The following is a 19872-nucleotide window of genomic DNA, read 5'->3' as shown; positions in this document are numbered from 1 at the left end:
AAAGGAAAAAAGCCGCCCACTCAGGAAGAGGGGCGGCTTTGAGCATTCTGGTGGGCGACTTACGCTTCAGGCGTTGCGATCTCGTCGTCGCCGGTTTCATCACCTTGGTCTGCAATCCAGGCAACGCTTACCACAACTTCGCCGCGGCCGGTGTCAAAGACTTTGACGCCACCGGCACTGCGCGACCGGAAGGAAATACCCTCTACCGGGACGCGAATCGATTGCCCTTTAGAGGTCGCGAGCATGATCTGATCATCCATCTCGACAGGGAAGGAGGCGACGATATCGCCACCGCGCATCGCTTTGTCCATCGCGGTCACGCCTAGGCCACCACGCCCGCGCACGGGATAGTCGTGGCTGGAGGACAGTTTGCCCGCGCCTTTTTCGGTGATTGTCAGCAGCAGGTTCTCGGCCGCGGACATTTCGGCGTAGCGCTCTTGCGAGAAATTCGGATCGGCGGGGGCTTCGTCTTCGTCGCCTTCCGCATCATCGGCCAGACCGGCCATCGCGCGGCGCATCTTGAGGTAGGCCGTCCGCTCTTCCGAGCTGGCGTCGAAGTGACGGATGATCGACATGGAGACGACCTTGTCATCGCCGTTCAGCTTGATCCCACGCACCCCGACAGAGGCGCGGCTGTTGAAGACGCGCACATCCGTCGCAGGGAAGCGGATCGCGCGGCCCGAATTGGTCACCAGCATGACGTCATCATCATTCGACGCGATGCGTGCGTTGATCAGCGTGGTGTCGGCGTGGTCGTCCTCGAACTTCATGGCGATCTTGCCGTTGCGCATGACGTTTGTGAAATCCGACAGCTTGTTCCGGCGCACGGTGCCGGCGGATGTCGCAAAGACCACCTGCAGATCGTCCCATTCTTTTTCGTCACGGTCCACGGGCATAATCGCCGCAATGGAAACGCCGGTCGGGATAGGCAGGATATTAACGATTGCCTTGCCCTTTGACGTGCGCCCGCCTTGAGGCAAGCGCCAGGTCTTGAGCTTGTAGACCATGCCATCGGTCGTAAAGAACAGAAGTTGCGTGTGGGTATTGGCAACGAAGAGGGTGGTGACGACATCCTCTTCCTTCGTTTGCATGCCCGAAACACCTTTGCCGCCGCGGCGTTGGCTGCGGAAATCGACCAGTGGGGTGCGTTTGATATAGCCACCGGAGGTTACGGTCACGACCATATCCTCGCGCGCGATCAGGTCTTCGTCGTCCATGTCGCCGGACCAGTCGACAATCTCTGTGCGGCGCGGCACGGCAAACTGGTCTTTCACTTCGGCCAGCTCGTCCGAGATGATGCCCATGATCCGTTCGCGGCTGCCCAGAATTTCAAGGTATTCCTTGATCTTCTTGGCCAGTTCTTCCAGCTCGTCGGTGACCTCTTTCACCCCGATCTGCGTCAGACGCTGCAAACGCAGTTCCAGAATGGCGCGGGCCTGTGCTTCGGACAGGTTATAGGTGCCGTCGTCATTGGCGGTATGTGTCGGATCGTCGATCAATGCGATATATTGCAGGATCTGTTCCGCGGGCCAACGGCGGGTCATCAGCTTTTCACGCGCTTCCGCGGCATCGGCGGAGGACCGGATCGTCGCGACGACCTCGTCGATATTGGTAACAGCCACGGCCAGACCACACAGGATGTGGCTGCGTTCACGCGCCTTGCGCAGCAGATAGGCGGTGCGGCGGGCGACGACATCTTCGCGGAAATCGATGAAGGATGTCAGGAACTTGCGCAGCGTCAGCTGTTCGGGCCGGCCGCCGTTGAGCGCCAGCATGTTACAGCCGAAATAGGTCTGCATCGGGGTGAAACGGTAAAGCTGGTTCATCACCACTTCGGCCGTCGCGTCGCGCTTCAGCTCGATCACAACCCGCACGCCGTTGCGGTCAGATTCATCCTGAACATGGGCGATGCCGTCGATCTTCTTCTCGCGCACCTGCTCGGCAATCTTTTCGATCATGGTGGATTTGTTCACCTGATAGCAAATCTCGTCGATGACGATGGCGAAACGGTCTTTACGAATCTCTTCGACACGGGTCTTGGCCCGCATGATCACACTGCCGCGCCCCTCAAGATAGGCTTTGCGCGCGCCCGATCGGCCCAGCATGATCCCGCCGGTGGGGAAGTCGGGGCCGGGGATATATTCGATCAGCTCTTCCGAGGTCAGATCGGGGTTCTCGATCAGGGCCTGACAGGCGTCGATCACTTCACCCAAGTTATGCGGCGGGATGTTCGTCGCCATACCAACGGCGATACCGCCCGCGCCATTGACCAGCATGTTCGGGAAACGTGCAGGCAAAACAGTAGGTTCGCGTTCTTTGCCATCGTAGTTGTCGATGAAATCAACGGTTTCCTTGTCCAGATCGCCGGTCATGAAGGACGCGACCTTATCAAGGCGGGATTCCGTATAACGCATCGCCGCAGCGCTATCGCCGTCCATCGATCCAAAGTTACCCTGCCCGTCAATCAGCGGCAGCGACATAGAGAAGTCCTGCGCCATGCGGACCAGAGCGTCATAGATCGCGCTGTCCCCATGCGGGTGATAGGAACCCATCACGTCGCCCACGGACTTCGCCGACTTGCGGTAGGCTTTTTCGTGGGTGATGCCTTTTTCATACATCGAATAGATGATGCGGCGGTGAACCGGTTTCAGCCCGTCTCGCAGGTCGGGAATGGCGCGCGAAACGATGACCGACATGGCGTAATCCAAATAGGATGTCCGCATCTCGTGTTCGATATTGACCGACGGGCCATCATACACGGGGCGCGTAGCCGGGATTTCGTCATCGTTTTCAGGGGTTTCTGGCGTGTCGTTCACGTAATCTGCCTAGCTCTTGCTGGTTCTATATCTTGCGGTTTTGTATAGCAGACGGGGCATATCGGGTGCAATGCCTGCGGCCTTGGCAGGCGGGGATTCACTTGCTCATCAGGCTAAGTTGTTGAAATGTAATGATACTAAATCCGGCGTGATTTTTGTGGCGTAACGTCAATGTCAATTGGTGGTTCAAGCCCGCGCGTTTGGGGTAGGCTAAAGCAAAACGAGGGGGAGGCATCTACGTGCAACAGATATTGGTCAATCAAAACGCAATCACCGAAACCCGCATGCTCGAGGCGGAGGGAGAGCCGCTGGCACCGGGGCAGGCACGTCTTGCGATCGAAAGCTTCGCGGTGACATCGAACAATGTGACCTATGCGGCGGCGGGTTTCGATATCGGCTATTGGCAGTTTTTCCCGACGTCCGAAAACGGATGGGGCATCGTGCCCGTGTGGGGGACTGCAAAAGTCGTCGAAAGCCGCACAGATGTGCTTGAGGTCGGCACGCGGTTGTATGGATTTTATCCAATGGCCTCCGAGCTGGTGATCACGCCTGAAAAAGGCGCGGCCGGTCTGGTGGATGCGGCGGCACATCGCGCGAAACTGCCCTTGATCTATAATCAGTACACGCCCGTCAAAACCGCCCCCGCATCAGAGGATCACCTGCGCGCCTTGCTGCAACCGCTGCTGGCGACGTCGTATCTGATCTACGACTGGCTGCTGGATAACGAATTCTTCGGTGCCAAGCAGATTATTGTGGGCAGCGCATCGTCCAAAACCGGATTGGGTCTGTGCGGCTACCTTGCCGAGGCAGAGGCGCGCGGGTACAAGATCGTGGGCCTCACGTCTTCTGGCAATCGCGCGTTTGTCGAAGGATTGGGGCATTGCGATACGGTGCTGACCTACGACCAGATCGACGCGCTGGCCCATGTCCCATCCGTCTATGTCGATATGTCCGGCAATAGTACGGTCAAAGCCAAACTGCACAGCACGTTGAAAAATCAGCTGAAACATTCCTCGGCTGTCGGGCTGAGCCATTGGGATCAGTTCACCCCGACAGCCCCGTTGGATGGTCCTAAACCGCAATTCTTCTTTGCGCCCTCACAGGTCGCCAAGCGGCGCGAGGAATGGGGCCCCGGCAAGATCGAGGCGCAGATCACCGCCGCGTGGAAACGCATCGCGGCCAGCGCATCCGATTGGATGGAGGTGCAGGTGCATGACGGCGTGGCCGATGCGGAAGAGGTCTATGCCACCCTCGCACGGGGGGAGGCCGACCCCAAGGTCGGCGCGATCATCCGCCCCTAATGCTGTGCGGGCGCGGGGTCAGGCCGAACAGCTTGCCCCGCCCAAGACGCAGAATTTGGCGCAATGAGGGTGGTTCAGGGCAACGTCTTTCTCCGCTTCTTCCAGCGAATGGCCCAGCTCGAACTCTTCGGTGTAGGGCAGCAGGGTGCAGGCCAGCACGGCAGGGGTCGCCGCACCTTTGCGCTTTACCACCATACGCGAGCTTGAACACATCACCGCGTCGGGGGATTTATCCAGAATTCCCCAGCAGGCGGTGGTGATTTCGGGCACTTCGACGGTTTCATCCATCTCAGGAAATAGCACTGTCATCCCAGGGTCTTGCGGGTCGATGTCAAAGTTATGTTCCGCGTAAAATGCTCCGTATCCGGCGCGGCTGTCTTCGTCCGTCGCGCCAAAGACCGACCGCCCTGCAACGGCCATGCGGATGTTATTGTCGCGCAGCCATTTCATGCCGGTCACTGTCTTTTCCAGCGCGCCCGCGCCGCGCTCTGCGTCATGCAGATCGGTGCGGTAGTGATCCACGGAAATGCGCAATGTCAGCTTGCCGGGATAGGCTTCGTTCAGGCGTACTAGCCCCGCTTGCACCGATTTACGCATCATCGGGCGCATGGCGTTGGTCAAGATCAGCACGTCATATCCGGCGGCCAGCGAGGCTTCGGTGATCTCGATCATTTGCGGGTTCATGAACGGCTCGCCGCCCGTAAAGGCAATCTCTGTCACCGGCCAGTTGCGCTGCGTGATTTGCCCCAGATAATCGCGCACCTCGTCGGCGGTGATATAGACCAGCGCATCATTCGTGGGACTGGACGCGATATAGCAGTTCACGCATTCAATGTTGCATAAGGTGCCGGTGTTGAACCACAGCGTCTGCGGGTTTGTCAGGCTGACAGTCGCGCGGGGTTCACCCTTGGCCGTCAGGACAGGGTCCTGAAATTTACCGATATTTGCGTCGACAACGTCTTTCATAGGAAACCGGGCCTCACCTGTATAAATTACTTTTCTTTGTCTATGCGAATGGTATGCGCAATAAAACCCCGTGTCATTTGGTGCACAGACTTGTGAAAAACGGAAATCTCAGTATGTTTGCGCTAACATCACATCTCGGCACCCAAACGTCGTAGCCTCGCGACAAGGAGCATCCACATGGTATCACGCGTCATTCCGGTCGATCCTTTTGATCTGGTGATTTTCGGCGGCACAGGCGATCTGGCGCGCCGCAAGATCCTGCCGGGCTTGTTCCGGCGCTTTTGTGCAGGGCAGATGCCCGAGAACGCCCGTGTCATTGGTGCCGCGCGCACAGAAATGGACCGGGCGGGCTACCAGCAGATGATCCGCGAGGCGATTGCCGAATTCAACGGCGACTTCGAGCACGAGAAGGCGCAGCTGGACGGGTTCATCGACCGGCTCGAATATGTCGCGATTGACGCCAAAGGTGAAGACGGCTGGGCCGAGCTGCAAAAGCTCATGGCCGGGACCGAACGGGTAGAGGCCTATTATTTCTCTGTCTCGCCCGCGTTGTTCGGTGCTCTGGCGGAACGTCTGCAACAATGGGGCATGGCGGACGCGCAAAGCCGGATCGTCGTCGAAAAGCCCTTTGGCCGCGACCTGAAAACCGCGCAGGCGCTCAACGCCACGCTCGCCAAGTATTTCGACGAAAGCCAGATCTACCGGATCGACCACTATTTAGGCAAAGAGACAGTGCAAAACCTGATGGCTGTGCGGTTTGGCAACATGCTGTTCGAGCCGCTGTGGAACAGCCAATATGTCGATCACATCCAGATCACCGTGGCCGAAACCGTCGGCGTTGGGGGCAGGGGCGAATATTACGACAAATCGGGTGCCATGCGCGATATGGTGCAAAACCACCTGATGCAGCTTTTGTGCCTGATCGCGATGGAGCCGCCCGCGCGGTTTGACCCCGACGCGGTACGCGATGAAAAGCTCAAGGTGATCCGCGCGCTGGACCCTGTGCTGCCGCATCACATCGCCCGCGGTCAATATCAGGCGGAACCGTGCAACGAGGCCGAACAACCCGGTTACCGTACCGCTGTGGGGGATCCACGCTCGCGCACCGAAAGCTTCGTCGCGCTGAAAACCCACATCAGTAATTGGCGGTGGGCTGGTACGCCTTTTTATCTACGCACCGGCAAACGTATGGCGGCGCGGTCCTCCGAGATCACGGTCGTCTTCAAGGAAACACCCCATTCGATTTTTGCCGAAGACGCAGGCCGCCACCGCAATGTTCTGTCGATCCGTTTGCAGCCGAACGAAGGCATCACCCTTGGCGTGACCATCAAGGAACCGGGCCCGGGCGGCATGCGTTTGGTGGACGTGCCCTTGGATATGACCTTCGCCGACGCTTTGGGGCCTGAAGGCGCTGAACAGGTAGACGCCTATGAACGTCTGATCATGGACGTGATCCGTGGCAACCAGACCCTGTTCATGCGCGGCGACGAGGTAGAGGCCGCTTGGGCCTGGACCGACCCGATCATCCAGGGCTGGGAAGCGCGCAATGACGTGCCCAAACCCTACGACAGCGGGTCCGACGGCCCGACAGATGCCAACGAACTGATGCGCCGTGACCAGCGCCAATGGCGGGAGTATTCTGCATGAGGTTGATCGAATATGCCGACCGCGAAGTCCTTGCGATGGACCTCGCCAATCTGATCGCGGGGGAGCTGAAGAACGCCCTGCTGTCCCATGACACGGTCAGCTTTGCCGTGCCGGGCGGAACAACCCCGGGGCCGATCTTTGACAGCCTGAGCGCGGCCAATCTTGATTGGGCGCGGGTGCAGGTCATGCTGGGTGACGAACGCTGGGTCGCCCCCGACCACGAGATGTCGAACGCGCGGCTCTTGCGCAATCGCCTGCTGGTGGGCCGCGCGGCCGAGGCAGCGTTCACCCCGTTCTACATCGACGGGCTGACCTCGGCCGAGGCCGCAGAAACACTGTCCCCCCAGATCGAATCCCGATTGCCGCTGTCGGTGCTGTTGCTGGGCATGGGCGCGGATATGCACACGGCCTCGCTCTTTCCGGGATCCAACGGGCTGGAGGCGGCGATGGCCGCGGACGCCCCGGCGCTCTGTCCGATCGATGTCGACGGGCAGGACATCGGGCGCATCACCCTGTCGCGCAGGGTGCTGGAAGGTGCAATGTCAAAACATCTTGTGATCTTTGGCGATGAAAAACGTGCAGCGGTGGAACAGGCGCAAAGCCTGCCGGCCCTTCAGGCCCCCATCGGCGCAGTATTGAACGAGGCAACAGTACATTGGGCACCATGACGCATTTCGATGATTTGATCCGTATGCAGGCGGCGGTTCAAGACCGCTCTATCCTGTCGTTGTTCGACACAGCCGATCGCGCCCGGACCTTCAGCGCGCAGACCGGCGACATGTTGTTCGATTTCTCCAAAACCAATCTTGACCGCGATACGATGGATGCGCTGCTGGCACTGGTAGACGCCGCCGATGTGCCTGCGCGCCGCGATGCGATGTTCGCAGGCGAAAAGATTAACGAGACCGAAGACCGCGCCGTATTGCACACCGCGCTGCGCAATCTTGATGGGGGCGCGGTGATGGTGGATGGGGCGGATGTGATGCCCGGCGTTCATGATACGCTCGACAGGATGCGCGGTTTCGCGGATCAGATCCGCAGCAGCGACATTACGGATGTGGTGAATATCGGTATCGGCGGGTCCGATCTTGGGCCCGCGATGGCGGTGCAGGCGCTCTCGCCCTATCATGACGGGCCGCGCTGCCACTTCGTGTCGAATGTCGACGGGGCGCATATCTCGGACACGCTCCGCGGGCTTGATGCGAAAACCACACTGGTGATCGTCGCTTCCAAAACCTTCACCACGATCGAGACGATGACCAACGCCCGAACCGCGCGCGCGTGGATGACAGAGAATGGCGGCGATCCGGCAAAGCAGTTTGCCGCCCTGAGCACAGCGCAGGACAAGACCAGCGATTTCGGTATCGATGCGGATCAGGTCTTTGGCTTCGAAGACTGGGTCGGCGGGCGCTATTCCGTCTGGGGGCCCATCGGCCTGTCGCTGATGATCGCCATTGGCCCACGCGCCTTTGATGCGTTCTTGCGCGGGGGGCAGGCGATGGACCGTCACTTCTGCGCTGCCGCCCCGCACGAGAACATGCCCATGCTGCTGGCCTTGGTCGGCATCTGGCACAATCAGATCTGCGGCTATGCCACCCGCGCAGTGCTGCCCTATGACCAGCGGTTGGGGCAACTGCCTGATTACCTCCAGCAGCTTGAAATGGAATCCAACGGCAAGTCGACCCTGATGGATGGCACTGCCGCGCCCTATCACACGGGTCCCGTCGTCTGGGGCGCAGCGGGCACTAATGGCCAGCACGCGTTCTACCAGTTGATCCACCAAGGCACCCGCGTCATTCCTTGCGAATTCCTGATTGCGGCCAATGGGCACGAGCCGGACCTGACGCACCACCACAAGCTGCTGATCGCCAATTGTCTTGCGCAATCCGAAGCTTTGATGCGCGGGCGATCCTTGCAAGAAGCGTCAGAGATGATGGCGGCAAAAGGTCTGAGCGGTGCCGAGCTGGACCGTCAGGCGCGCCATCGCGTCTTCCCCGGCAACCGCCCGTCGACCACGCTCAGCTACCCTCTGCTCGACCCGTTCACCCTGGGGCAGATCATCGCGCTGTATGAACATCGCGTCTTTGTGGAAGGCGTCATTCTGGGCATCAATTCCTACGACCAATGGGGCGTGGAACTGGGCAAAGAGCTCGCCACCTCTTTGCAGCCCATCGTCGAGGGCGCGGCACCTGCCACCGATAAAGACGGCTCGACCGCCGCTCTTGTCGCCTTTATTGCAAAACACGCCGATTAGGATCACGGCTTCATTTTGCCAAATAAACTCCGGGGAGTGTGAGGGGCAGCGCCCCTCATCCCCAACCTCGCGCACAACGCTGCAGCCTACCCCTTCAGCGCGATGTCATAGGTCACCCAGCCTGTGCGGGTCGCCAGCTTGTCGTAGGCCCCACGCCCGCGATAGTTATCCTCTGCCGTGATCCAGCGCAGCGTGCCCCAGCCGTTGTTTTTCGCCACCGTCTCAACCGCTTTGATCAGCACCTGTGCGGCCCCGGACCCGCGGGCCTGCGGGCTGACAAACAGATCATCCAGAAAACAGTTCGTCGCTGCGCGCAGCTGGCTGACAAAGGGGCGGTAATGGGTGAACCCGACAAGCGCGCCGCTGGCATCCTGTGCCACGATGCAATTGCTGCCGTGATCGGGGTCCATCAGCCAGCCAAAGACGGTTTCACGCATCTGCGGCGTCTGATCGACCTTGTAGAAGGCGGCGTAGCCGGCAAAAAGCGCTTCCCAATCGCTGCGATCCGCGGCGTCCATCGGGCGGGTGGTGATTGTCATAACTTATGTTCCTTTCGATGCATGCGCACGCGGCGGTTACCCCTCGGGGCGGGCGTTTTCAGTCTGCTCAAAATATTGTTTCAAGCGGTCGGGCAGGGGATACCGACCGGAGCCGTCCCGTTCCAGAAGTACTAAAATACACTCGAACGTCGCCCGCAGTTCGCGGCCTACCCAAACCTCTTGCGCCAACGCGTAAGAGGTGTTGCGAAAGCTGGTGCAGCGGCAGGTCACGATGTAATTCTCGCGCTCCAGCATCTCTTGCAGATAGCGGATCGACCCTGACCGGATCACCACGCGCGGGCCGGGGCTGTCGATCAGCCCGCCTTCCACCAATGACTGCGTATAGCGGATGCGCAGCCGTTCGAACCATTCAAAATAGACGGTGTTATTGACGTGGTTATTGGTGTCCAGATCAGAGAAGCGGACCTGATCTGCCATGGCCAGCGGTTGCGGTGTCGGCATACCGGCGGCGCGTTGCTGATCGGGGGAAAGGGGCGTGTGATAAATAACTGTCATGAACCCTGCGTAAGCAGCAATGAGGGCGCTTGCAAGACTGGGGTGATTTGTCCATTTTGCACCCAACGACTAATTGGGAGGATGCGCCATGCTTGGCCAAATGATGAATAAACCGCTGCTGATTTCGAGCTTGATCGAACACGCACAACGCTTTCACGGCGAGACAGAGATTGTCTCTGTCAAGAGCACCGGCGGGTTGGAGCAGACCTCTTGGGGTCAAGTCGCGCGCAACGCCCGTGCGCTGGCTTCTGCGCTGACAAATCTGGGGCTGGACCCGCAGGCGCGCTGCGGCACCATCGCCTGGAACAACCGCCGTCACCTCGAAATCTACTTTGGTGCATCGGGCGGCGGCTTCGTCTGCCACACCATCAACCCGCGTCTTTTCCCCGAACAGCTTGTCTATATCCTGAACCACGCCGAAGATAAGGTGCTGTTCATCGACAAGACGTTTGTGCCGCTGATTGCGGGTATTCAGGACAAGCTTGAACATCTAGAGCATGTCGTTCTGATGGAAGGCACCGATGAAGAAGCCGCCGCGCAACTGCCCGGGATCAAGTTCTATGACGACCTGATCGCCAGCGGCGACCCCGAGTTCATCTGGCCGGATCTGGACGAGAACACCGCCTCCAGCCTGTGCTACACCTCGGGCACCACGGGTAACCCCAAGGGCGTTCTTTATTCGCACCGTTCGACCGTGTTGCACAGCTTTGGGATCAACCTGGCCGACAGCATTGCGATCACGGCCAAGGATGTGGTGCTGCCCGTCGTGCCGATGTTCCACGTCAACGCCTGGGGCGCGCCCTATGCCTGCGCTATGGTTGGCGCGGCGATGGTAATGCCCGGTCCCGGTCTAGATGGCCCGTCGCTGGTGAAACTGATCGACACCAACCATGTGTCGCTGGCGCTTGGCGTTCCAACCATCTGGCTGGGTCTGCTGAACGAGGCGGATAAGATCGGCAGCAAGCTCGAAAGTCTGCAGCGTACGGTTGTTGGCGGCTCTGCCTGCCCGCCATCGATGATGACCGCCTTCCGCGAGAAATACGGGGTAGAGACGATCCACGCCTGGGGCATGACCGAGATGTCGCCCGTTGGCAGCATCAACCAACTGCTGGCCAAACACACCAAGCTTCCTGCCGACGCGCAAAACAAGCTGCGCGAAAATCAGGGTCGTCCCGTCTTTGGTGTGGATCTTGAAATCCTTGATGACGACGGTAATCCCGTGGCGCATGACGGCGTGACGCAGGGCGATCTGGTCACCAAGGGCTATTGGATTCTCGACAGCTATTTCCGCAAGACCCGCAGCGAGACGCTGAACAAGGACGGTTGGTTCGACACGGGCGATGTGGCGACAATGGACCCCGACGGCTATGTCACGATCCGCGATCGGTCAAAAGATATCATCAAGTCGGGCGGCGAATGGATCAGCTCGGTCGAGCTTGAAAACATCGCGATCGGTCACCCGCAAATCGCGGATGCGGCCGTCATCGGTGCCCGTCACGAGAAATGGGACGAACGTCCGATCCTGATTGCGGTGAAAGCCGAAGGCCAGGACCCGAGCGAGGCAGAGATTCTGTCGATCTTCGAAGATAAGATTGCCAAATGGCAGATCCCTGATCGCGTCGTCTTTACCGACGCATTGCCGCGCAACGCGACCGGCAAGGTGTTGAAACGTGATCTGCGCGAAAGCTTCGGCGAAGTGCTGATCAATGGCTGATGAATGCTTCACCGGGGCAGGCTACTGCCCCGGTGACTGAGCTTTCTTCTGTCCCACAGTATAGAATATATGCGGGGCAGGAGCGTTATATGTGGTCTTCAGAAGGGCGCATTATGAAGCGGAGACATTGACCTTAAACGTAGGTCTGTCGCCGACAGTGGCACCTCGTACAGACTTTTTGCGGCATGGTTGTACTGTCACGCCAGCGATGAATACCAAATTTGCACGGCACGCGCGAAAGCGCCCGGACGAGCTTCGAAAACATGTGTCACCTGAAATGTCTGCCAAAAAACTTGGCGAAGTGTAAAAATCGATACTCGTACTGAAATCACTCGCTATCGAAATATTAACGCAATTAAAAAGTGCAATGTCTAGCGATAAATAACCTTTAAGGCTAACAGCTTACGTGCGGTAACACGTTTTAGTTGTTCTTGGTCCTGCGAGACGGGGCTGACTGATCGCCGGGCTTTGCGCTCATATCTAAAGGTAATCGGCAGGTTTGGCATAAGAATATGCCGAGAAATCCGAGCACAAAAAAGCCGCGCAGCGAGGCACTCGTTGCGCGGCTGTGATCTGCCTTGGGTAGTGTTGGGGATTCTCTCGCTTCACCCGCGCCCGCGATAGGGCGGCACGCCTTGATCGGGAATCCAGACGTTTTTGGGGGTCTCGCCCGTTTGCCAGAACACGTCGATGGGGATGCCCCCGCGCGGATACCAATAGCCGCCTATGCGCAGCCAGCGGGGCGACAACAGCTCTACCAGACGGCGCCCGATCGAGACGGTGCAATCCTCGTGAAAGGCGCCGTGGTTGCGAAATGCGCCCAGGTAAAGCTTGAGCGATTTGGACTCGACCAGATACTGATCTGGCACATAGTCAATCACCAAATGCGCAAAGTCGGGCTGGCCGGTCATCGGGCAAAGCGAGGTGAACTCGGGCGCGGTGAAGCGCACGCAGTAATCAACATCGGCCTGAGGGTTCGCGACTTTCTCGAGCATCGCTTCTTCGGGCGAGGCGGGAAGCTCTGTCTTGCCGCCAAGCTGCTGCAAATCGCTGTAAATCGTTTCCATAAATCCTCCGGTGGCGGGTCAGACCCCGCGTTTGTTGCCCCATAGCAATACGTGAAGTTGCGGAAGCAGGCGCGGCGTGAACCAGCGATCTGCCATGGTTTTGTCCACCAGCCACAATAGCTTATCCGCCAGCACCTGCGGATCGACAGCGACGCTGGGGTCGACCTCGTCGTTGCCCGGTTGCAGATAAAGCGGCAGTTGGGGGTAGCGGGTGGCGGCGTCGCGGGCCCAATTGTAATCCGCGTCGTCAAATATCACGATCTTCATCACCGTCTGGGCCGCCGTTTCGCCAGCCGCAACACAACCGTCGAAAGCGGCCCAATCCACTGTCTCGCCGCTGGATGGTGGTTTCGGGCTAAGCACAAGACAATCCAGCTGCCCGAACCACGGTTTCGCGATGGAGCCTTGCGTCTCGCAGGCAAAACGGTAGCCGGCGGCATGACCCAATTGGATCAAGGGCGCGAAGTCCTGAATGGCGGGGTTGCCGCCTGACAGGGATACGGTCAGCGGCGTGTTGTCTGACAGGCGCTGCACCTCTTGCCAGACCGCGTCGGTCGACATGTTGGCCCAGTCATGGCGGAATGCGGGGTCAACCGCGTGCATGCTGTCACACCACGCGCAGCGATAGTCACAGCCGCCCGTGCGCACAAAGACGGTGGGTTCACCGATCAGCGCGCCTTCTCCCTGTATCGTGGGGCCGAATACCTCGGCGATGCGCAGCTGGCTCATGGCCGGTACTCTGCCCAGGTTTTGGGCGTCTCGCTGACTTTGACAGCGGTGGTTTCGGGCCAGTGCTGCGCGCACCATTCATAGAGATGACGCGCCATATTCTCGCCGGTGGAGGCAAAATCCAGCACGTCGTTGAGGTGACGATGATCGAAAGTCTCGTCTATATAGGTCTTGAGCGGCTTCAGCTCTCCGTAGTCGCGAACGAAACCGTCGGCGTTCAGCTCTTTGGCCCGAAGCTCCACCACCACGACATAGTTATGCCCGTGCAGGCGGGCGCATTGGTGGCCATCGGGCAGATGCGACAGCTGATGCGAGGCGGAGAAATGGAACTCTTTCGTAATGGTATACATCAGGTGAGGATCTTCCGCTTGACCGCTTCGGTCCAGAAATCGGGATCGTCATAATGGGTCGGGTCGGCAACCCCCGCCAGATCGAAAGCCTCGCGCCGTTCCACGCAGGTGCCACAGCGCCCGCAGTGATGGACGCCGCCTTTGTAGCAAGACCACGTTTCGGCGAAGGGGGTGTTATGGCGCTGGCCTTCGGTCACGATATCGGCTTTTGAGCGGTGCACGAAAGGTGTGTAAAGCGATACATCGGCATAGCCGTCCAGCGCCATATATTGCATGAACTCAAACGCTTGGGTGAAATCGGGGCGGCAGTCGGGGTAGATAAAGTGATCGCCCCCATGCACCGCGGTCGCGACGGCCTGATCCCCCCGTGCGGCGGCAATGCCATAGGCGACCGTCAGCATGATCGCATTCCGGTTGGGGACAACGGTGACCCGCATCGTTTCTTCGGCATAATGCCCGTCGGGTACATCCACATCATCAGTCAGCGCGGATCCGGTCAGCGCCGCACCGATCCCGCGCATATCGATGATGTCATGGGGCACATCCAGACGTTTGGCGCAGAGTGCGGCATAGTCCAGTTCCTTGCGGTGGCGCTGGCCGTAGTCGAACGACACCAGCCCCGTCAGCTTGCGCTTGGCCGCCACCATATGAGCGAGCGACACAGAATCCAATCCGCCGGAGCAGATGACAATCGTTTTCATTTCTTAACCCTTGTTTTGATACCCGGGTAGGCTGCGACCGGGAAGGCGCCTGATAGACGAGACGATCAGGGATGCCAAGGGGGCCAATGCGGCGGATTTGGCGCGAAATGTCGCATTCGCAGCGTCACTCATAGAAAAACCGCCAGACCGGTGGGGTCTGGCGGTACGGCGCATTCCTCTCGCGAACGGGTGGGAGGTGCCCGCGCGCAGTCAGATCAGGCGCAAACCCGTGATCAGGCGGATTGCATCAGCAAAGCCTGGTTCTTCCATTCGGGGTCTGTGACAGCATCGACCAAAGCGGCGGCAACATCGCCACGGGCGGCCTTGGCTTTGACGTCAACGCTGTCGCCAAAGATCATATTCCGATTGCCCGCATCATCCGTCAGCGCGACGGGGCGCAGGATGGCGTATTCGAGGCCGGAGTTTTGCAGATGCACGTCGGCGTCGTGTTTGGCTTGCAGATAATGCGCAAGCTCGCTGTCTGGGTCGGGGTTGTCTGCGCCGACACTGCTGAGCATCACAAAGCGCGAGATGCCGGCCTTGGCGGCGATATCAACCAGATCTTTGGCACCATCGCGGTCGACCTTGTCGGTCATCTCTGGCCCTGTGGACCCGCCGGAGCCCGCGGCAAAGATCACCGCATCGCAGCCTTCGCAGGCGTCAGCGGACAGATTGGTAAGGTCCCCCTTGCGCAGCACCACGTCAGAGGCAAGCGCACTGGTGTCAGAGGAATCGCGGACAAGGGCGATCGGCGTGTGACCCTGTTCGCGGAGTTGTTCAGTGACGCGGATACCGGTTTTGCCGGTCGCGCCGGCGACGAGAATATTCATGATTACGATCCTTGTTATACGTGTCGCGGAAAAACTGCCCGCCGCGCGGCCTTCGCGCAGCGGGCGGCACTTTACAGCAGCGACAATAGCTTATGGGCGGCTTCTTCCGAAGACGCGGGGTTCTGGCCGGTGACAAGCTTGCCATCGGTCACCACGAAGGATGCCCAGTCGTCACCCTTCTTATAGGTCCCACCATTGGTTTTGAGCATGTCTTCGACCAGAAAGGGGACCACATCGGTCAGGCCCACGGCCTCTTCCTCGGTATTGGTGAAACCGGTGACGGTTTTGCCCGATACCAGTGGTTTGTCGTCGGTGCCTTTGGTGTGCTTGAACACCGCTGGCGCGTGGCAGACTGCCCCGACGGGGCGGTCGCTGGCGGCAAAGCTTTCGATCAGGTTGATGCTGGCCTTGTCTTCAGCCAGATCCCACAGCGGGCCGTGGCCGCCGGGGTAGAAGATCGCGTCGAAACCGTCGGCCGAAACGCTCGACAGCACCTCGGTATTGGCCAGTTCTTTCTGTGCGGCGTCATCGCCCTTGAACCGTTTGGTCGCGTCGGTCTGCGCATCATCTGCATCGCTGGACGGATCAAGCGGCGGCTGTCCGCCTTTGGGCGATGCCAAAGTGATCTCTGCACCAGCGTCCTTGAACACATAATAGGGGGCCGCGAACTCTTCGAGCCAGAAACCGGTTTTGTTACCAGTGTCGCCCAGCTTGTCGTGGGAGGTGAGTACCATGAGAATTTTCATGTTTTTGGGCCTTTCAATTCATTTCTTATACCGGTCAGGGCGTCATTGGGGACGCCGCAATCACGACCGCGTAGACCGTTCAACGAATGGGCGCGCCCGTTGTTCCGCGATATGTCTGACGTTTTTGTGAATGATGCGGGTGCGGAAGGGGCAATGGAGGATATGCTCTGGCACCACAGGGGCAAAGCGATTAAACCCGCGGTAGTTTTTCGAGCGAAAGGTCCGGCCGGATGCAAAGAGTAGAACTAGCCGAACGGCCCCATTGGCGCGACCACGCCAAAGAGGTCGGTTTTTCCTTCGCGGACATGCACGGGGAACCCTATTGGGACGAAACCTCTGTCTACGCGTTCTCGCTTGACCAGATCGAAAATGACATCGAAGACCCCGCGACCGCGCTGCATGGTATGTGCCGCGAGGCGGTGGACCACATCCTTGCCAGCGAAGAGCTGTTGGACAAGCTTGCCATTCCCGAAGCGCACCGTGACCTCATTGCGAACAGCTGGAAGCAAGGCGACCCCGAGATCTATGGCCGCTTCGATCTGGCATATGACGGGCAGGGGCCTGCCAAACTGCTGGAGTATAATGCAGATACGCCGACCTCGCTTTATGAATCGGCGTCCTTCCAGTGGCAGTGGTTGGAAGATCAGCTAGAGGCAGGCAATCTGCCCGAGGGGGCGGATCAGTTCAACGGCATCCACGAGGCGCTTGTCGCCCGTTTCGCCGATGTGTTTGAACCCGATAGCGATCTGCATTTCACCGCCGTGACGGGTAATCCGGAAGATTACGGCACGGTAGAGGCTATGGGTTGGGCCGCGCGCGAGGCGGGGTTGGGGGCGCATTATTGCGACCTTGATAAAATCGCGCTGAGCGATGACGGGCAGTTTCTGGATGATGAGGACCGCCGCATCGCCGTCTTGTTCAAACTCTACCCGTGGGAAGACCTGCTGCGCGACGACTACGCGGACCACATCGAAGGCTCTGGCTGTCTGTTCCTTGAACCCGCATGGAAAGCGCTGCTTTCCAACAAGGGCCTGCTGCCCGTGCTGTGGGAGATGTTCGAGGATCACCCGAACCTTCTCCCTGCGTTCTTTGAACAGGATGTGGGCGAGGCGATGGCGGGGCGCGGCTCTGTCACGGGGCGTGCGTCGGATGCCTTTGACCGAGCGCGCGCATGGCTTGCACGGGCCCATGTGCGCAAACCGATCCTGTCGCGCGAAGGGGCCTCGGTCGAGATCGTCAAATCCGGCCAGATCATCGAAAGCGCCAGCAACACGGAGTATGCCGAACACGCCCGTATCCTTCAGGCCTATGCGCCCTTGCCGCAGTTCGACGGGATGCGCCCCGTGGTCGGCGCGTGGATCATCGGGCAGACCTGTGCGGGCATCGGCCTGCGCGAGGACCAGTCAAGGATCACGCAGGACCTGTCACGTTTCAAACCCCATTACATTGCGCCATATTCCGGTTAGCATCGTCGCCCAATCGCCGAACCACAGCAGAAAGCAGATCATCATGACAAAACGGTCAAAACGCGTCGCCATCGCGATTATCGGGGCCACCGCCTTTACACTGGCCGGTTGCCGCGACGAAAAGATTGATGCCGCTGCCTTTCCCGATGTGCAAAGCTGCAAGAACGAGGCGTCTTTTGGGGGCACATTCACCGCCGCCGATTGTGAAACCGCTTTTGCCGAGGCAGAGACACTGCATGTGGAATCCGCACCGCGCTACAACAGTCTGGATGTCTGCGAAGAACAACACGGCGAAGGGGCCTGCGGGTCAGAGGCGCAGCAAACACAGGGCGGGTCGGGCGGTATCTTTATGCCGTTGCTCGCGGGTTATCTGATCGGGAACATGCTGGGCGGGCGGTCGGGGATGGCCGCAAGCCAGCCGATGTACAAGACGGCGGATGGCAAGTTCACCAATGCGGCGCGCACCAGCACCTATTCCAGCAACAAGGGGGCCGCCAAGCTCAGCACCTCGCAATTCACCCGCCCCGCGACGACCGTGGGCAAAACCCCGATGACCCGTGCGACGGCAAAATCCCGCGGCGGTTTCGGGAAGGTGGGTAGCGGGCGCACGGGCTTCGGCGGCTAAGGGTGCGGGCGTCGCACACGCAGACGTGACCGCAGCAGCCGCAACCGCAGGAACTTGATACGACGGCCATGTGTTTGCCCTTCGACGCGAATAAGCGAAGAAGGAGCAGACATGTCCAAGATCACGACAATCAATCCCGCCACCGAAGAAGAGATCCAGTCCTACGATCTGATGAGCGAGGCAGAGGCTATTCAGCGGATCGAAGCCTGTCATGACGCGCATCTTGAGTGGCGCAAGCTGTCGCACAAGGAACGCGCGCCCTATCTGACCAAGATCGCCGCCAAGCTGCGCGAGAACGCGGATGAATTAGCCGCCCTCATGACGCGCGAGACAGGTAAGCTGCTGAAGGATGGCAAGACCGAGGTAGAGATTTGCGCGGCCATCTTTGAATATACCGCCAAGAACGGCCCCGACGTGCTCGCGGATGAAGAACGCACCCACGGTGCCGACGGCAAGCGTGGGGTCGTGAGCTATCAGCCTATCGGCGTCATCTATTCGATCCAGCCGTGGAACTTCCCACTGTATCAGCCCACCCGTGTGCTTGCGGCGAACCTGATGACGGGCAACGGTTGTGTTCTGAAACACGCGAGCATCTGCACCGGATCGGGCCTGCGCCTGCGCGAACTTTGTATCGAGGCAGGGCTACCCGAAGACCTGTTCCAAGTGATCCTCATCGACCACGACACCAGCGACAAGCTGATCGAACACCCCAAGGTGCGTGGCGTGACAATGACGGGCAGCGATGGCGCGGGCCGTCACATCGGGTCGGTCGCCGCGAAGTCGCTGAAAAAGACCGTGCTCGAGCTTGGGTCCAACGACGCCTATCTGGTGCTTGAGGATGCTGATATCGAAACAGCGGTCAAATTCTCGGTTATGGGTCGGCTCTATAACAACGGGGAAACCTGTGTATCGGCGAAACGCTTTATTGTCGCCGATAAGGTGCATGACGCCTTTGTTGATGCCTTCGTCGCCGAGATGAAGAAGATCAATATGGGCGATCCGACCGACGAAAACGTTCAGCTGGGCCCATTGTCCAGCCAAGACCAGTTCGAGACCGTGCGCGATCAGGTGAAAGAAAGCGTTGATAAAGGGGCCAAGGTGCTGTGCGGTGGCGAGGTGCCTGACCGTACGGGGGCCTATTATCCCGCAACCGTTCTGTCCGACCTTAAACCCGGTATGCCGGCGTTTGACGATGAAATCTTCGGACCCGTTGCGTCGATCATCCGTGCAAAGGATGATGAAGACGCGATGCGTCTCGCGAATGACAGCCGCTACGGTCTGGGCGGCGGGATATTCTCGAAGGACGAGGACCGCGCCTTGAAGCTCGCGAGAGAGCATTTCGACACAGGCATGATCCGCATCAACTCCTTCGGGGCTGCCGATCCGAATATGCCCTTTGGCGGGGTGAAAGATTCCGGCTATGGGCGTGAGCATGGCGGATTCGGCATGAAGGAATTCGCCAACGCCAAGGCGATTTTCCTGCCCTAAGCCTGCGAGGCAACGGTAAACGTGGTGCGCGCGTCGGAGATATGTCCGGCGCGCGCAACTTATTTGGGCACGAAGGTTAAGGTTTACGCAAAGTTAACGAATGCGGCGCGCGCGCCA

The 19872-nt window shown here is 59.3% G+C and carries 18 protein-coding genes; 8 read left to right on the top strand and 10 right to left on the bottom strand.

Annotated elements, in window-relative coordinates; translation table 11 throughout:
• Positions 1-59: 59 nt before the first annotated feature.
• Positions 60-2816, bottom strand: a complete 2757-nt coding sequence (gyrA, locus tag ACTRWK_RS14235) for a DNA gyrase subunit A (RefSeq protein WP_037944370.1) — start codon at positions 2814-2816, stop codon at positions 60-62.
• Between the two features lie 239 nt (positions 2817-3055).
• On the opposite strand from gyrA, the gene ACTRWK_RS14230 reads away from it, so the two are divergent.
• Positions 3056-4117 (top strand): DUF2855 family protein, encoded by a 1062-nt coding sequence (locus tag ACTRWK_RS14230; protein ID WP_289081059.1) that lies wholly within the window; start codon positions 3056-3058, stop codon positions 4115-4117.
• An 18-nt stretch (positions 4118-4135) separates the two neighbouring features.
• On the opposite strand, the gene ACTRWK_RS14225 is transcribed toward ACTRWK_RS14230, so the two are convergent.
• Positions 4136-5083, bottom strand: a complete 948-nt coding sequence (locus ACTRWK_RS14225) for a radical SAM protein (RefSeq protein WP_462843965.1) — start codon at positions 5081-5083, stop codon at positions 4136-4138.
• Positions 5084-5260: 177 nt separating this feature from the next.
• Here ACTRWK_RS14225 and zwf point away from each other — a divergent pair, with 177 nt between their 5' ends.
• Genes zwf through pgi form a run of 3 tightly spaced genes read left to right on the top strand, consistent with a single transcriptional unit; the run spans position 5261 to position 8984 of the window.
• On the top strand, positions 5261-6730 hold the full coding sequence (zwf, locus tag ACTRWK_RS14220; protein ID WP_462843964.1) for a glucose-6-phosphate dehydrogenase: 1470 nt from the start codon (positions 5261-5263) through the stop codon (positions 6728-6730).
• Complete coding sequence (gene pgl, locus ACTRWK_RS14215) at positions 6727-7398, top strand: 6-phosphogluconolactonase (RefSeq protein WP_168592017.1); 672 nt, start codon at positions 6727-6729, stop codon at positions 7396-7398. The genes zwf and pgl overlap by 4 nt, the downstream gene beginning before the upstream one ends.
• Positions 7395-8984: a glucose-6-phosphate isomerase gene (pgi, locus tag ACTRWK_RS14210; protein ID WP_462843963.1), complete on the top strand. Its 1590-nt coding sequence runs from the start codon at positions 7395-7397 to the stop codon at positions 8982-8984. Before pgl ends, pgi begins: the two co-directional genes overlap by 4 nt.
• 86 nt (positions 8985-9070) lie before the next feature.
• On the opposite strand, the gene ACTRWK_RS14205 is transcribed toward pgi, so the two are convergent.
• Positions 9071-9523 (bottom strand): GNAT family N-acetyltransferase, encoded by a 453-nt coding sequence (locus ACTRWK_RS14205; RefSeq protein ID WP_260002711.1) that lies wholly within the window; start codon positions 9521-9523, stop codon positions 9071-9073.
• Between the two features lie 36 nt (positions 9524-9559).
• A complete protein-coding gene (locus ACTRWK_RS14200) occupies positions 9560-10039 on the bottom strand; it encodes an acyl-CoA thioesterase (protein WP_289081061.1) in 480 nt (159 codons plus the stop codon).
• Positions 10040-10127: 88 nt separating this feature from the next.
• On the opposite strand from ACTRWK_RS14200, the gene ACTRWK_RS14195 reads away from it, so the two are divergent.
• Positions 10128-11753, top strand: coding sequence for a long-chain fatty acid--CoA ligase (locus tag ACTRWK_RS14195; RefSeq protein WP_289081062.1), 1626 nt, complete (start codon positions 10128-10130; stop codon positions 11751-11753).
• Between the two features lie 605 nt (positions 11754-12358).
• Here ACTRWK_RS14195 and queF read toward each other — a convergent pair.
• The 6 genes from queF to ACTRWK_RS14165 all read right to left on the bottom strand — a co-directional run bounded on the left by queF (position 12359) and on the right by ACTRWK_RS14165 (position 16176).
• The gene (gene queF / locus ACTRWK_RS14190) at positions 12359-12820 is read right to left on the bottom strand and encodes a preQ(1) synthase (protein WP_289081063.1); all 462 of its coding nucleotides are present in this window, start codon (positions 12818-12820) and stop codon (positions 12359-12361) included.
• 18 nt (positions 12821-12838) lie between these two features.
• Positions 12839-13549 (bottom strand): 7-carboxy-7-deazaguanine synthase QueE, encoded by a 711-nt coding sequence (gene queE / locus ACTRWK_RS14185; protein WP_278374697.1) that lies wholly within the window; start codon positions 13547-13549, stop codon positions 12839-12841.
• Entirely contained in the window at positions 13546-13899 is a 354-nt protein-coding gene (queD, locus tag ACTRWK_RS14180; protein WP_037944358.1) for a 6-carboxytetrahydropterin synthase QueD, read from the bottom strand. Before queD ends, queE begins: the two co-directional genes overlap by 4 nt.
• On the bottom strand, positions 13899-14600 hold the full coding sequence (gene queC, locus ACTRWK_RS14175) for a 7-cyano-7-deazaguanine synthase QueC (RefSeq protein ID WP_289081064.1): 702 nt from the start codon (positions 14598-14600) through the stop codon (positions 13899-13901). Before queC ends, queD begins: the two co-directional genes overlap by 1 nt.
• Before the next feature lie 233 nt (positions 14601-14833).
• Complete coding sequence (locus ACTRWK_RS14170; protein WP_064216456.1) at positions 14834-15430, bottom strand: SDR family oxidoreductase; 597 nt, start codon at positions 15428-15430, stop codon at positions 14834-14836.
• A 71-nt stretch (positions 15431-15501) separates the two neighbouring features.
• Positions 15502-16176, bottom strand: coding sequence for a type 1 glutamine amidotransferase domain-containing protein (locus tag ACTRWK_RS14165; RefSeq protein WP_037944355.1), 675 nt, complete (start codon positions 16174-16176; stop codon positions 15502-15504).
• 230 nt (positions 16177-16406) lie between these two features.
• On the opposite strand from ACTRWK_RS14165, the gene ACTRWK_RS14160 reads away from it, so the two are divergent.
• From ACTRWK_RS14160 to ACTRWK_RS14150, 3 genes are all read left to right on the top strand, one after another.
• Positions 16407-17642: a glutathionylspermidine synthase family protein gene (locus ACTRWK_RS14160; RefSeq protein ID WP_289081065.1), complete on the top strand. Its 1236-nt coding sequence runs from the start codon at positions 16407-16409 to the stop codon at positions 17640-17642.
• A 43-nt stretch (positions 17643-17685) separates the two neighbouring features.
• Positions 17686-18267 carry a DUF1190 domain-containing protein gene (locus ACTRWK_RS14155; RefSeq protein WP_005853722.1) on the top strand — a complete coding sequence of 194 codons (582 nt, stop codon included), beginning with the start codon at positions 17686-17688 and terminating at the stop codon, positions 18265-18267.
• A gap of 111 nt (positions 18268-18378) precedes the next feature.
• The gene (locus ACTRWK_RS14150) at positions 18379-19755 is read left to right on the top strand and encodes an NAD-dependent succinate-semialdehyde dehydrogenase (protein WP_289081066.1); all 1377 of its coding nucleotides are present in this window, start codon (positions 18379-18381) and stop codon (positions 19753-19755) included.
• Positions 19756-19872 lie beyond the last annotated feature (117 nt).

This window comes from Sulfitobacter sp. G5_S2_6_S6, from assembly GCF_054968505.1.
The sequence above is the reverse complement of the archived record's forward strand: the minus strand, read 5'-3'. Positions and strand labels throughout refer to the sequence as shown.

What these genes read in the sequence shown, in the direction of transcription:
- ACTRWK_RS14200 (WP_289081061.1), bottom strand. Translation starts at nt 10,039, where the DNA reads ATGACAGTTATTTATCACACGCCCCTTTCCCCCGATCAGCAACGCGCC.
- zwf (WP_462843964.1), top strand. Translation starts at nt 5,261, where the DNA reads ATGGTATCACGCGTCATTCCGGTCGATCCTTTTGATCTGGTGATTTTC.
- ACTRWK_RS14195 (WP_289081062.1), top strand. Translation starts at nt 10,128, where the DNA reads ATGCTTGGCCAAATGATGAATAAACCGCTGCTGATTTCGAGCTTGATC.
- pgl (WP_168592017.1), top strand. Translation starts at nt 6,727, where the DNA reads ATGAGGTTGATCGAATATGCCGACCGCGAAGTCCTTGCGATGGACCTC.
- queF (WP_289081063.1), bottom strand. Translation starts at nt 12,820, where the DNA reads ATGGAAACGATTTACAGCGATTTGCAGCAGCTTGGCGGCAAGACAGAG.
- queD (WP_037944358.1), bottom strand. Translation starts at nt 13,899, where the DNA reads ATGTATACCATTACGAAAGAGTTCCATTTCTCCGCCTCGCATCAGCTG.
- ACTRWK_RS14165 (WP_037944355.1), bottom strand. Translation starts at nt 16,176, where the DNA reads ATGAAAATTCTCATGGTACTCACCTCCCACGACAAGCTGGGCGACACT.
- queC (WP_289081064.1), bottom strand. Translation starts at nt 14,600, where the DNA reads ATGAAAACGATTGTCATCTGCTCCGGCGGATTGGATTCTGTGTCGCTC.
- queE (WP_278374697.1), bottom strand. Translation starts at nt 13,549, where the DNA reads ATGAGCCAGCTGCGCATCGCCGAGGTATTCGGCCCCACGATACAGGGA.
- ACTRWK_RS14225 (WP_462843965.1), bottom strand. Translation starts at nt 5,083, where the DNA reads ATGAAAGACGTTGTCGACGCAAATATCGGTAAATTTCAGGACCCTGTC.
- ACTRWK_RS14155 (WP_005853722.1), top strand. Translation starts at nt 17,686, where the DNA reads ATGACAAAACGGTCAAAACGCGTCGCCATCGCGATTATCGGGGCCACC.
- ACTRWK_RS14150 (WP_289081066.1), top strand. Translation starts at nt 18,379, where the DNA reads ATGTCCAAGATCACGACAATCAATCCCGCCACCGAAGAAGAGATCCAG.
- ACTRWK_RS14170 (WP_064216456.1), bottom strand. Translation starts at nt 15,430, where the DNA reads ATGAATATTCTCGTCGCCGGCGCGACCGGCAAAACCGGTATCCGCGTC.
- pgi (WP_462843963.1), top strand. Translation starts at nt 7,395, where the DNA reads ATGACGCATTTCGATGATTTGATCCGTATGCAGGCGGCGGTTCAAGAC.
- ACTRWK_RS14205 (WP_260002711.1), bottom strand. Translation starts at nt 9,523, where the DNA reads ATGACAATCACCACCCGCCCGATGGACGCCGCGGATCGCAGCGATTGG.
- ACTRWK_RS14160 (WP_289081065.1), top strand. Translation starts at nt 16,407, where the DNA reads ATGCAAAGAGTAGAACTAGCCGAACGGCCCCATTGGCGCGACCACGCC.